Consider the following 12,966-nt stretch of genomic DNA (forward strand, 5'->3'; position numbering starts at 1 on the left):
ATCGGCTATATTTTTGCCATGTTAATTTAATATGAATATGGGTTTAAATCTGGCGCCTATTGACAGGGTAGATCATATCAGCAAGGAAGATTTTATTAATAATTACTTAATCCCGCGCAGGCCGCTGGTGATCCAAAAAGCTACCGAGACCTGGCCTGCCCTGCAAAAATGGACCTTCGAGTATTTAAAGGAAGTTGTTGGCGATAAGACAGTCCCCTTGTACGATAGTTCAAAAGCCGACCCCTCCAAACCCATCAACGCTGCGGCTGCGGAGATGAAGTTTGCCGATTATATCGACCTGATCCAAAAGCAGCCTACCGATCTTCGTATCTTCCTGTTCGATCCGATCAAACAAGCGCCGGCCCTGCTGGATGATTACGTTGCCCCCAAAGACCTGATGGGTGGTTTCCTTGACAAATATCCTAACATGTTCTTCGGCGGCGCCGGTTCGGTTACGTTTTTACATTACGATATCGATTTGGCGCACATCTTTCATACTCATTTTAATGGGCGTAAGCATGTGATTCTATTCGACAACAAATGGAGTGAGCGCCTGTACCGGATCCCCTTTGCTACCTACGCGCTGGAAGACTATGATATTGAGAACCCGGATTTTGAAAAATTCCCGGCTTTAGATGGTATTGAAGGGCAGGAAGCTTTTCTTGAGCACGGTGATACCTTGTTTATGCCTACCGGTTACTGGCATTGGATGAAGTACCTTGATGGTTCGTTCTCTATTTCGCTAAGGGCCTGGGATAAATCGTGGGTGGTGAAGGCTAAAAGTTTGTATAACCTCACTATCCAGCGTAAGTTTGATGATGTGATGAAGAAGAATTTCAGGGTGAAATATATGGATTGGAAGGAGCGCCTGGCTGTTAAGCGGGCTAACCGAGCGCTGGAAAACGCTAAGCCGTAGTTTCTTGTCATTGCTGTAAAGCAAGCCGGGGATGCGCGATGGAGCGACGTGGCAATCTCTTCGCGGGTAAACCAGCTACGAGATTGCCGCGCTATCGCTCGCAATGACAAGTTATTTATAAATGTGTTACGAAAGTTCCGGCAAACCAACCTTCTCTTTCAACCGCTGCAAATAAAGCCCAATCTCCAGGTCGCCCATGCCGTATATTTTTTCCGTTTCCCAAAATTTCATACACATATCCTGAAATTTGGTGATGCCGCTGTTATAAATATCCAGCAATTTTTGTTCAACGTAATTCAAACCGGCTTCATTCAGTTGCAGGCGCTTTAGGTGGGCTTGTAAAGCGGGCTTCAGCAAATGCAGGCTCCCCCAAAACTGGGTATTAGCAAGATACTGCTCCAAATGTTCAGCATCATGTTTTACATACATTTCCCAGGTTTCGGCGGCAATGGTAAAGTCCACTTCGCTTAGTTGCAAGCGGATGTTATCGTACAGGTATTGCAGCTCTTCGCCGTTCAGTTCGCCCATGCCGGCAAAATCGGGCTTGCCGGGAAACTCGCCCGGACTGATCAGGTAAATATTCGGTGCCGATAAGTCGGTTAACTGGTGCAGGTAGTTCATCACGCCCAGCATATTGCTCTGGCAGTGCAGATCGTACTCGAACCACAGGTTAATTTCGTCGTGCGGTTCGGTTAACTGGGCAAGGTGGTCTACCATATCCCGGCGGTAGTCCATATCGTTATCGTCGAATGTTTTGCAGATCCACTGGCAGCGGGTTTCCCAAAAGTGGGCAGCGCCGATGTTCATTTCCAGTGGGCCTTCGGATAAAACTTCGCGCCAAACCATGGTATCGCCATCGATACTGGTTTGCTTAAAACCATACAAGGTCGAGTCGCCGTTGAGGATGTGCAGGGTGCTCATATATTACAGATCAGTTTTTTTTTTGAGTGATTTAAACTTAGAGCCTATTATTGTGTAATTGTTACACTTGTTCTTCTTCCTTTATTAATGATACCATCCACACAATGAGCAGGCCGAATGCAGACATCATTCCAAAAGCAACCCTTAAGCCCAGCCCCTGCGCTACAAAACCCACCAAAGGCGGCACCAGCAAAAACCCCAGGTACCCAATAGTTGATATGGCCGCGATGGCCAGCGCGCCGCTCATGGTTTTTGATTTACCCGCCATACTGAACACCAGCGGCACCACACACGATACCCCGGCCCCAGTCAATACAAAACCGACACAGGCGATCACAGGATATGGTATCAGCGATGCTATAGCCATACCAGCAAAGGTAAGCCAGCCACTATAATATAAAATCGACTTCACACCGTAGCAGTTCACCAGGGTGTCGCCAACAAACCGGCTGATGGTCATGGCTACCATGTAAAATACAAAACCTATTGTAGCAGCATGTTTGCTGGTATGCACCGCTTTTTCAAAATAGATGCCGCTCCAATCGTACATCGTATTTTCGCAGGCCATACAGGCAAAGCATATCAGGGCGAACTTGAGCAGGAATTTATCGGGCAGGGAAAACACCGGCTTTTTTTGCTGCGCCGATGGTTTATGGTAAATCGTATCCGGAAAAAACAATAGCGCAGTTACAATCATGGCAATCCCTACGCCCGGAAAATGCCAGTTCGGGGCAATATTAAACATCACCATCAGGTAACCTACCGCCGCCCCGGCAAAACCGGCCATGCTCCATATTCCGTGGAAAAAAGTCATGATAGACCTATCGTACAGCGATTGAACGCTTACCGACTGTGCGTTGAGCGACAGGTTGAATAAATTTCGTGATGAGCCAAAGAAAAACAATATGGTTACCACCTGCCAGGTATGAGTCGCAAAACCCATCAATATCAGCATCAGGTTAAATACAAGGGCCCCCGAAAGCATAATGCTGCGGCTGGTAAAACGGCTAAGCAGTTGCCCTGTGACCGGCATGGTGAGCATTAACCCGGCCGGCATAGCAAATAGTACTGCCCCCAGTTGAGCCTCGTTTAAGTGAAGATGCGCCTGTATAGATGGTATGCGCGACGCCCATGCCGAATAACCGAACCCGGATATAAAATAAAATATGGTGCTTGATAAGCGGGCCTTACGCGGGGTTTTGTAGGTAATGATGGCATCGTGATGGGGCATGGCGCAAAAATAGTGGAAAATGTGCAAATGCGTGGATGTGCAGATATGCAAATGAATGCTATGCCAATTGCGATGAATAAATAAACAACAGCGCTATACAATCAGGATAGTTGCAGCATTAATAAAAGCAGAATAATTAATACCTTAGCGGCGCTTCGGGCACCCCATTTAGCTTGAAGTCAATCTTTTTATGAGCAATTTTTTAGACGAAAACTTCCTACTGAAAACAGAGACTGCCCGCAGGTTGTACCACGACTATGCGAAGCAAATGCCGATAATTGATTACCATTGCCACCTGCCGCCCGATCAGATTGCAGCTAACGGTAATTTTGCCAACCTTACCCAAATTTGGTTATACGGCGATCATTATAAATGGCGTGCCATGCGTGCCAACGGTGTGAACGAAAAATACATCACCGGCAACGGTACCGATTACGAAAAATTTGAACAATGGGCAGCCACCGTGCCATACACCATGCGCAACCCGCTGTATCACTGGACACATTTGGAGTTACAACGTTATTTTGATGTGCACGACATCGTATCATCAACCACTGCTAAAAAGATCTACGACGAGTGTACCGCCAAACTGCAAACGCCCGAGTTTAAAGTACGCAGCCTGATCCAGAACATGAACGTAAAGGTGGTATGTACTACCGACGATCCGCTGGATAACCTGGAATACCACCAGCAAATTAAGGCTGATGGTTACGGTGTAAAAATATTACCGGCCTACCGCCCGGATAAGGCCATGGCTGCCGATGATGTTGCCGGTCTGAACGCTTACATTGATAAACTGGAAGGTGTAACCAATACCAGCATCAGCACTTTTGATGATTACTTATCGGCATTAAAGGCCCGTCATGATTACTTCGCGGCTAACGGCTGTTCGGTATCCGACCACGGCCTGGAGCAGATCTATGCCGAGGATTATACCGATGCCGAGATCAGCGCGATATTTGATACCATCCGTGCCAATGGCGTGTTGATGCCGATGGAGATACTGAAGTTTAAATCGGCCATGCTGGTTTACTTTGCCGAGTGGGACCATGAGAAGGGCTGGGTGCAGCAATTTCACTTAGGCGCTTTGCGTAACAACAATACCCGCATGCTGTCCATCTTAGGCCCGGATACCGGCTGGGATTCTATCGGCGATTTTAGCCAGGCGCGTATGCTGTCTAAATTTCTTAACCGTTTGGATACCCAGGATAAACTGGCCAAAACTATTATCTACAACCTTAACCCGGCCGATAACGAGCTGATGGCTACCATGATCGGTAACTTTAACGATGGTTCGGTTGCCGGCAAGATCCAATTCGGTTCGGCCTGGTGGTTCCTCGATCAAAAAGACGGCATGATCAAGCAGATGAACGCCTTATCTAACATGGGCTTATTAAGCCGCCTGGTAGGTATGCTGACCGATTCGCGCAGCTTCCTGTCGTACCCCCGCCACGAGTACTTCCGCCGCCTGCTGTGTAACCTGTTTGGCGATGATGTGGAGAATGGCGAACTGCCTGCTGATATCGAGTGGATCGGTAAGGTGGTGCAGGATATCTGCTTCTATAACGCTAAGAATTATTTTGGCTGGGATGTTTAATCGCGATTAGGTCATTGAGCCATTCGCTGCGCTGTCATTGGGGCATTGAGTCATTTGGCAATGCAGATAAAACAAAAAGAGGCTGTCTCAAAAGCGAGGCAGCCTCTTTGTTTTTGAGCGTAATTTTCAGTAACTTAAAGGCATGGGAGGAAAAGTAGTCTTTAAGGAATATGATCCTGACCAGTTAACCTTTTTACCGTATAAACTGGAGGAACTGGTACCGCAGGGTCATCCGGTACGTATTGTATCGAAGGTGGTCGATCAGGTAGATGTTAAACCGATTAACCGCAAGTATAAAGGCGGCGGGGCATCCAGCTTTCATCCGCGGCTGATGCTCAAGCTGCTGATCTACGGTTATCTGACCAACACGTATTCTTCACGGAAGTTGGAAGACCAGGCCGCGCAGAATGTACATTTCATGTGGCTTTTAGGCATGAAAAAGCCTGATCACAATACCATCAACCGTTTCCGGAGCGAGAAGCTGTCGGGTGTTTTAAAGGAGATCTTCTCACAGATCGTATTGTTATTACAGCAGGAAGGTATCGTCTCGCTGAAAGAAGCTGTTTTTACCGATGGTACCAAGATCGAATCGGTAGCGAACAAGTACACTTTTGTATGGGGCAAAAGCATTAAGAACAGCAAGGAGAAGATGAAAGCCCAATTGGATGAACTGTGGAGTTATGCGCAAACCATCGCTGCCGAAGAACTTAAAGACACCGCACCGCTGGAATACAGCGAGATCAACCCGGAAAAAGTAAAAGAAACGATCTCAAAGATCAACGCCGCCCTGGACGATAAGGAAGATGTCGATAAGAAAGTAAGGCAGAAGCTGAACTATGCCAAAAAGCACTGGCCGGAGAACCTGGCCCGGTATGACGAGCAGGAAAAGCTGTTAGGCGGTCGCAACAGCTTTTCGAAGACCGACCCGGGTGCCACCTTCATGCGGATGAAAGAAGACCCTATGCTGAACGGGCAGCTTAAACCCGGATACAATCTGCAGATCTCCACCCAGGAGCAGTTCATCTTGAACTATAGCCTGCACCAAACCACAACCGATTACCAGACCCTTCCATCACACATCGAACAATACGAAACTTTATATCATGCACTTCCAAAAGCGGTAGTGGCCGATGCGGGCTACGGTTCGGACGAGAACTATGGCGTATTACAGCAAAAAGGCATTGAAGCTTATATCAAATACAACACGTTCGACCAGGAACAAAATAAAGGCATCAAAGCATTCGGTAATGACAGTTTGCACTATAATGAACAGGAAGATTACCTGGTATGTCCGATGGGACAACACATGCAGCATATCGGCACCGGGCAGCGGGTCTCCACATCCGGCTATGTGCAACTGATCAGCCGCTATCAGGCGCAGAATTGTGAAAACTGCCCCATGCGGGGCGTTTGTCACCAAGCAGCCGGTAACCGCGTGGTGGAGATCAACCACAGCCTTAGAATACACAAGCAGATAGCGAAAGAAAGATTGAATACCGAACAGGGCATCAAATACCGAAAGCGACGGCCCGCAGATGTCGAACCGGTGTTCGCCAACCTGAAGCATAATCACGGCTTCAGGCGATTCCTGCTGAAGGGAATGTCCAAAACCGAGGTCGAAATAGGGTTATTATCCATCGCACATAACCTCAGAAAGTGGAAAGCCTGATAAAAAAGGCTTTTTATCCGATAAAAACACCTGAACCAACTCAAAAAAATCGAAAGCAGGCTGATACAGTCCCGCTTTCCTAATAACTCATCTAAATCGGCATCAACGAAAAAACCGCCTCATAATTGACTTATGAGACGGCCTCTTTTTGTTTTATACTCAAACTCGTCATCCTGAGCGATAGCGAAGGATCCCAAACTATGCATATCAGCTCTGCTTGTCGGGGATCCTTCGCTATCGCTCAGGATGACGGGTTGGTTACTTCACCGCCTTTATCGTCTCCTTAACTTCACCGCACTCATCCATATCTTTACCGTAATACGGGTTCGATATTTTGTCGCTGGCGCTTAACCAGTAAGCCTTTTTCATAGGGCAATACTGGCGGTACAGGGTAACGTCGTTGCTTTTCATGTTTTTGATCAGGCCGTAAAAATCGTCAGACAGTTTTTGGAAGTGCTCACGCTGATGAGCAATATCGGTCGATTCGGCGATATGGTCGCCGTTGAAGCGTAGTTTTTGGCCGTATTTGGTCCAGGCGGCTTTTTGGGCGGCATCCATAGTGCTGGCGTTTACTTCCTTAACAGCGGCGGTAAACAGTTTGGCCTGCGCATTGGCGGTTTTGCTGTTATCGGTAGCCAGGGCGTCCTTCATGCCCAAATAAGCTTTTATCAGGTGGCTGATGGCGGCGTTATCCGCGGCTTTCACCTGTGCGCCAAAGGCCATAAATAATATCAGTGCAAATGTTTTTATTGTTCTCATATATTTTGTTTGATTTAATGAGTAAAGGTAATAAACAATTGTAAAAACTGAACGCCGCTGCAAACCAGATCGTACCGTTTCACCCAAAATTCATGGGCTTTTTATATCTTGCTTCATCCAAAGGATAAAACCCAATGAAGTTATACCGCTATATTTTATTTCTGTTATTCATTACTTTAAAAGCCACGGCCCAGCAAACTATAGTTTATAACGATATGGTTTACCGCCCGGAAATTAAAAGTGTGCAGCTAAGTATTTTGGGCAAGGATGGTTCGTTCCCGGTAATTAATTTACGCAGCAATGATCAGCTGTTACTGTCGTTTGATGATCTGACCAACCGCAGCCGCTATTATAATTACACCCTGGAGCATTGCGATGCCGAGTGGCATTCATCAAACCTGTCGCCTACCGAATACCTGCAAAGCTTTACCGAAGACCGCCTGATGGATTACCGCTATTCGGTAGCTACGCGGCAAAAATATGTGCATTACGAGTTGCAACTGCCCAATCAAAACATCATCCCCAAAATTGCAGGCAATTACCTGTTAAAGGTTTACGAGGACGGGGATCAGAACAAGATCGTTCTTACCCGCCGCCTGTATGTGCTGGGCAGTAAGGTGGGTTTGTTTGCCGATATCACCCCATCGCAAAATACGGCGCTGCGCCAAACCAACCAAAAGGTCAATTTCCAGGTGGAATATGGCGGCCTGAATGTGCAGAACCCTTACAACGATATCCGTACCTTTATTATGCAAAATGCCCGTACGCAAACGGGAATCATGAATAGCCGTCCGTCCTTTATCCGCGGCACACAGCTGATCTATAATGATGTAGCCACCAACGATTTTCCCGGCGGTAACGAGTTCCGGCATTTTGATATCCGGACGCTGCAGGTAAATTCCGAACGGGTAAACCGCATTTATCGCGACAGCATCAACACCGTTATCCTGCTTCCCGATCACCCGCGCGACCGGCCCGATTATACTTTTGAGTACGACAATGATGGTAAATACTTCGTCAACAGCACAGATGGCCGTGATGCCCGCACCGATGCCGATTACGCGCATGTTTACTTTAGCTTCGCAAGCACCAAAACCGGCCGCGAGGGCGATATCTACATCGTTGGCCAATTTAACAACTGGCGTATGGATGCCAGCAGCAAACTGGAATACGATAACGGCACCGCCCGCTTTTACATTAACCTGCTTTTAAAACAAGGCGTGTACGACTATGCCTACGTTTGGGTTGATGCCACCACGCACAAACCCGATTATACCCTGCTGGAAGGCAGCCATTTTGAAACCGAGAACGATTACCAGTTACTGGTATATTATCGCCCGGTAAGCGCGCGATGGGATGAGTTGGTGGGGTATCGGTTACTGAATAATTCGACGAAGCGGTAAGAAACACCATTTGTCATTGCAAGGAGCGTAGCGATGCGGCAATCTCATAGGCAAGTCCGGCTTGCTTGTCCTGCGAGATTGCCACGCTATCGCTCGCAATGACAAAATAAGACTTAATAACTCACCACCACTTCACCATCCGCTAAAGCTATCGCTTTACCCTTCGCATCTCCAAACCCATGCCATACCACTTTAGCCTGGTTAAACCTCGAGGTAAAATTCCCCTCAACTGCCGATAACGACACCTGCCTTTTCTTCGGATCGAAGCATATAGTACGTTTATAATAAGCCCCCTGCTCATAGCTGTAAGTCAAGCCGTCATCTTCGTAGTAAACAAATTCCGTAGCCTGCCTGCCATTCCAGATGTGCAGTTGCAGGATGCCGTCCCCTGGTTCGTTGGTGCTTTGCACTACGCTTTGCAAGGGGATGATCGCGCCCGCCTTGATGAATACCGGAAGATCAGTTAGTGGCGCATCCGCTTTTATGATCTTTCCGCCGTTCAGTTTTTTATCGGTGCCTAATCGGTACCACTCGCCGGGTGGCAGGTAAACTTTTATGGTACGCTGCAAACTTTCGGCAGGGGCAACAAGCATATTATCGCCAAACATAAACTGGTTTTGGTGATCGGCATCGTATACATGCAGATCAAACGGGTGTTCGATAGCCAGCGTACGGCTAATTGGCAACCCGGTTTGGTGCGATTGGTAAAATGAGGAATAGATGTAAGGCAGCAATTGGTATCGCAATTCGATATCTTTTTTAATGATGCGCTGGTTCTGCTTGCCCCAGCGCCAGGGTTCGCGCATAATGGTACCCATCATCGCATGGTTACGGAACATGGGCATATACACCCCAATGGAGTTCCAACGCACCATCAGTTCGGGCGTAGGGTTGCCGCTAAAGCCGCCGATATCCACCCCAGTAAAGGATACACCGCTTATACCCAGGCTGTTTACCAACCGGCAGCCCAATAGCATATGGGCGTCGTTAGCGGTATTATCACCCGTCCACACGGCCGAGTAGCGTTGTATGCCGGAATATGCCGCGCGGGTAAGCACAAACGGGCGCTTTCCGTTTAGTAAATGTTTGGTGCCATTATAGGTAGCGCGCGACATTTGCATGCCATAGGCATTCCGAACCTCGGGCATATAATGTTCGCCAAATTTCACAATGTTGGGTACGTTTTGGCCCCAGGCGGCAGGTTCGTTCATATCGTTCCAAAAGCCTTCCACACCGGGTTGGGTCAGCGCGCTAAATGATCGGCCCCACCATTCACGTACTTCCTTATCAAAAAAATCGGGGAAGTGGCAGCGGCCCGGCCACACCTCGCCGATGTAATTCTCGCCATCGGGATAGGTGGCAAAGTAGTTATTGGAGATGCCCTCATCGTATTGCTGATAACCCTCTTCTATCTTAATGCCGGGATCAACAATGGTCACCAGTCTAAAACCCATACTTTTCAGTTCATCCAGCAGGGCTTTAGGATCGGCAAAGGTCTTTTTATCCCAGGTGAAGATCTTGAAGCCATCCATATAGTCGATATCGCAATACATCACATCGGCCGGTATTTTATGCTTGCGGAAGGTTTTGGCTATGTCCAGTACTTCGGCGGCGCTCATATAACTCCAGCGGCATTGCTGGTAGCCGAGGCTCCACAGCGGCGGCATCTCCATACAACCGGTTAACCAGGTATAATCCTGTATAATATTGGCCACGCCCTGCGCGCCGAAGAAGTAGTAGTTCATATCGCCGCCGGCGGCGCCGAGCCAGTACATGATATGGTCGGTACTGGCGCCAAAGTCAAAGAACGAACGATGCGTATTATCCAGGAAGAAACCGTAGGTAAGGTTGCTGTGCAGGCCTATAAAAAAGGGAAAGGTTTTATACAGCGGATCGGTCTTGGGCCCGTAATCAACGGCGTCGGTATTCCAGTTTACGTAATTGCTGCCGCGGCGATCAAGATCACCGGTCTTTTCACCCAAACCAATAAAGCGTTCGTCTTTAAATAGCTTGCGGTAACTGGTTACGTTATCTCCCTGCCATAAGGTGCCGAAGCGCTCGTCGTCACCGTTTAGTAAAATGCCATCGGGTGTGTAAAAGTTAAACCGCAGGGGCGATTTGGTTATCCGCAGTTCCAACTGACCGGTGTGGATACACACTTCATCAGGCGATTCATCGTAACTGACATTCTTATCCGGCTGTTGAACGACGGCGAACGAATGATCATTAGCGTTAAACCCGCGACTGATATTTACCCGGATAATAGTTGGTGAGTAAACCCAAACCCTTGCTTCTGCATTTGCTGTTTTTATGAGGGTACAATTATCCTTATTACTGATGTGTTGAATGTTTCCTGTTAATTCGGTGTGCATGATTAATCAACAGGTTTTATTGCTATTGGTTTTGAAACAGACATCCACCGAACTGCAAACATCCCTGCTTGCCGGGGATCGTTCGCTATCGCTCACGATGACGATATAAGTAACACAATTCATCTACCAACTTCCAAAATCAATAGACGAACCCCTGGTTTCAATATATCAAACCCCAAAAACCGCACATAAGTGCCTGATTTATAAAAAATAGTGCTTTTTGAGGGTTTGGTCGAGTTATATCCAAAGGTGGTCTATTAGATATTTTCAGCTCGGATATTCTTTGTTGTTTTGGTCATTGAAACAATCAAACAACAAAATATTAACCACATAAAAATCTTAAATATCATGAAAACTTTAATCAAATCTTCAGCCCTTATAGCAGTATTAGCCTTAGTTAGCACCGGCGTATTCGCAACCGAAAACCCAGGCAAAAAAGCCGCACCTGTTGCCGCTAAAAAAGATGTAGTGGTGTTCACCGCTCTTGCACAGGACAAAGGCGTTGGCGTGATCATTCACAAAGCCGATGTAAGCAAAACATCAGTAGCTATTTACGATGCCGATGGCAATGTAGTGATGAAAGATATCCAGGCTAAAAACAGCAACGACGTGTTGAAAGGCTATGTATTAAGCGCTTTGGAAACCGGCAAATACACCATCAAAGTAACATCAAATAAGGAGGTTACCAAACGCGTGGTAAATATTTATACCGACGAGAATAATCAAAAAGCGTTCTTGTTCGAATTATAATCCGTCTCCCCTGGAATTTAGTGCAGGTTTATAATAAAGTTTAATTAAATGGAAAAATCCCGCTTGTTGGCGGGATTTTTTGTTTCGTTCCAACCCGTCATAGTGAGCGATATAATCCCGGCGGCCTCTAATGGTTTTTTATGACATGCCGATGAAAGCTCCCTCTAAATCTCCCCCAAAGGGGGAGACTTTGGAACCCTCTCCTCTGGAGAGGGCAGGGTGAGGCTTCAGCGGAAAAACAAACCCGTCATAGTGAGCGATAGCGAACTATCCCCGATAAGCAGAGCCGCTCTGTAAAGTTTGGGATAGTTCGCTACGCTCACTATGACGGGTTGGGTGGGTGTAGTTTACTGCTTACGCCCACAAATTAGCCGGATAGGTACCGTTAGCTACCAAATCCGAGATATTTTTCTGTACGATAGGTTTATCCTCTTTATAAGTAACACCAAACCATTTTGATGAGGTTGGGATCACTTTAAAATCGGCGGTGCCGGTTTTGATCAGTTCGTCGGCAACCAGTGGGATAAAGAACTCGGCTTTAGGGTTGCTTTCGTTAGCGTCAACAAAGCGTTTAAACATTTCTTCGCTTTGCTTGAAAACGGCCGGGGTGAAGCCCCAGAAATTCATCGATACGCGGCTATCGGCCGATAGTTCAGTTTCGCCGTTGGCATCTTTGTAATAAATATCGCCGTCTTTCCAGTAAACTTCGGTACGTTCGGTAACACCAATCATATTGCCTTTATCATCCATATCGCAAACACCGCGCGATACCGATCCGTAATCAGACAGGGTATTACCGATCTGGTAACCTACCAGCGAGTAATGGTCGTCGCGCACTTCTTCGGTCAGGAATTTGGCCATTTTTTCAAACGCGTCGTAACCGTAATAGTCATCGGCATTAATCACGCAAAAAGGTTCGTGCACCTGGTTGCGGGCAGCTAAAACCGCGTGGGCAGTACCCCATGGCTTAGCGCGTTCGATGGTTTTATCGATACCGAACTGCGTAAGATCGTAGCTTTGGAAAACGTAATCGGTCTCTACCTTGCCAGCCAGTTTAGGCTCGAATATAGCTTTAAAGTTATCCAGAAATTCCTCGCGGATGATAAAGCTCACCTTACCGAAGCCTGCTTTAATAGCATCATAAATAGAATAATCAATAATGGTTTCGCCGTTAGGGCCAAAGCCATCTACCTGTTTCATGCTGCCATAGCGGCTGGCCATACCTGCGGCCAGGATCAAAAGTGTTGGTTTCATTTGTTTAAAAATGGGGTGATATGTTTTTGTTAAAGGTGATTCTCTATCTTTTGTTTTTGCAGTCTCAAAATATCTTACGGACTTCCTGTCATCC

10 protein-coding genes are annotated in these 12,966 nt (G+C 47.1%); 5 read left to right on the top strand and 5 right to left on the bottom strand.

The features are described 5' to 3' along the window. Positions 1–37: 37 nt before the first annotated feature. Positions 38–916 (top strand): cupin-like domain-containing protein, encoded by an 879-nt coding sequence (locus HQ865_RS14920; RefSeq protein WP_173415658.1) that lies wholly within the window; start codon positions 38–40, stop codon positions 914–916. A gap of 126 nt (positions 917–1,042) precedes the next feature. Here HQ865_RS14920 and HQ865_RS14925 read toward each other — a convergent pair whose 3' ends face one another. Continuing rightward, entirely contained in the window at positions 1,043–1,837 is a 795-nt protein-coding gene (locus HQ865_RS14925; RefSeq protein WP_173415659.1) for a DUF1835 domain-containing protein, read from the bottom strand. 61 nt (positions 1,838–1,898) lie between these two features. Next, positions 1,899–3,068, bottom strand: a complete 1,170-nt coding sequence (locus tag HQ865_RS14930) for an MFS transporter (protein ID WP_173415660.1) — start codon at positions 3,066–3,068, stop codon at positions 1,899–1,901. Positions 3,069–3,258: 190 nt separating this feature from the next. On the opposite strand from HQ865_RS14930, the gene uxaC reads away from it, so the two are divergent. Beyond that, positions 3,259–4,665, top strand: a complete 1,407-nt coding sequence (uxaC, locus tag HQ865_RS14935) for a glucuronate isomerase (RefSeq protein WP_173415661.1) — start codon at positions 3,259–3,261, stop codon at positions 4,663–4,665. A 142-nt stretch (positions 4,666–4,807) separates the two neighbouring features. Next, entirely contained in the window at positions 4,808–6,334 is a 1,527-nt protein-coding gene (locus HQ865_RS14940) for an IS1182 family transposase (RefSeq protein ID WP_173413881.1), read from the top strand. A 258-nt stretch (positions 6,335–6,592) separates the two neighbouring features. On the opposite strand, the gene HQ865_RS14945 is transcribed toward HQ865_RS14940, so the two are convergent. Beyond that, positions 6,593–7,093: a DUF3347 domain-containing protein gene (locus tag HQ865_RS14945; RefSeq protein WP_173415662.1), complete on the bottom strand. Its 501-nt coding sequence runs from the start codon at positions 7,091–7,093 to the stop codon at positions 6,593–6,595. Positions 7,094–7,227: 134 nt separating this feature from the next. Between HQ865_RS14945 and HQ865_RS14950 the strand changes: the two genes are divergently transcribed. Further along, positions 7,228–8,496: a type IX secretion system plug protein gene (locus HQ865_RS14950; protein ID WP_173415663.1), complete on the top strand. Its 1,269-nt coding sequence runs from the start codon at positions 7,228–7,230 to the stop codon at positions 8,494–8,496. 113 nt (positions 8,497–8,609) lie between these two features. Here HQ865_RS14950 and HQ865_RS14955 read toward each other — a convergent pair whose 3' ends face one another. After that, complete coding sequence (locus HQ865_RS14955; RefSeq protein WP_173415664.1) at positions 8,610–10,868, bottom strand: glycoside hydrolase family 31 protein; 2,259 nt, start codon at positions 10,866–10,868, stop codon at positions 8,610–8,612. Between the two features lie 348 nt (positions 10,869–11,216). On the opposite strand from HQ865_RS14955, the gene HQ865_RS14960 reads away from it, so the two are divergent. Then, on the top strand, positions 11,217–11,618 hold the full coding sequence (locus tag HQ865_RS14960; protein ID WP_173415665.1) for a T9SS type A sorting domain-containing protein: 402 nt from the start codon (positions 11,217–11,219) through the stop codon (positions 11,616–11,618). A gap of 354 nt (positions 11,619–11,972) precedes the next feature. On the opposite strand, the gene HQ865_RS14965 is transcribed toward HQ865_RS14960, so the two are convergent. Continuing rightward, positions 11,973–12,872 carry a nucleotidyltransferase family protein gene (locus HQ865_RS14965; protein ID WP_173415666.1) on the bottom strand — a complete coding sequence of 300 codons (900 nt, stop codon included), beginning with the start codon at positions 12,870–12,872 and terminating at the stop codon, positions 11,973–11,975. Between the last annotated feature and the right edge of the window lie 94 nt (positions 12,873–12,966).

The sequence above is a fragment of the Mucilaginibacter mali genome, from assembly GCF_013283875.1.
In the GTDB taxonomy this organism is placed as follows: Bacteria; Bacteroidota; Bacteroidia; order Sphingobacteriales; family Sphingobacteriaceae; genus Mucilaginibacter; species Mucilaginibacter mali.

Excerpts from the sequence above, each read along its gene's own strand:
- HQ865_RS14920 (WP_173415658.1), top strand. The coding sequence starts at position 38 with ATGGGTTTAAATCTGGCGCCTATTGACAGGGTAGATCATATCAGCAAG.
- HQ865_RS14925 (WP_173415659.1), bottom strand. The coding sequence starts at position 1,837 with ATGAGCACCCTGCACATCCTCAACGGCGACTCGACCTTGTATGGTTTT.
- HQ865_RS14930 (WP_173415660.1), bottom strand. The coding sequence starts at position 3,068 with ATGCCCCATCACGATGCCATCATTACCTACAAAACCCCGCGTAAGGCC.
- uxaC (WP_173415661.1), top strand. The coding sequence starts at position 3,259 with ATGAGCAATTTTTTAGACGAAAACTTCCTACTGAAAACAGAGACTGCC.
- HQ865_RS14940 (WP_173413881.1), top strand. The coding sequence starts at position 4,808 with ATGGGAGGAAAAGTAGTCTTTAAGGAATATGATCCTGACCAGTTAACC.
- HQ865_RS14945 (WP_173415662.1), bottom strand. The coding sequence starts at position 7,093 with ATGAGAACAATAAAAACATTTGCACTGATATTATTTATGGCCTTTGGC.
- HQ865_RS14950 (WP_173415663.1), top strand. The coding sequence starts at position 7,228 with ATGAAGTTATACCGCTATATTTTATTTCTGTTATTCATTACTTTAAAA.
- HQ865_RS14955 (WP_173415664.1), bottom strand. The coding sequence starts at position 10,868 with ATGCACACCGAATTAACAGGAAACATTCAACACATCAGTAATAAGGAT.
- HQ865_RS14960 (WP_173415665.1), top strand. The coding sequence starts at position 11,217 with ATGAAAACTTTAATCAAATCTTCAGCCCTTATAGCAGTATTAGCCTTA.
- HQ865_RS14965 (WP_173415666.1), bottom strand. The coding sequence starts at position 12,872 with ATGAAACCAACACTTTTGATCCTGGCCGCAGGTATGGCCAGCCGCTAT.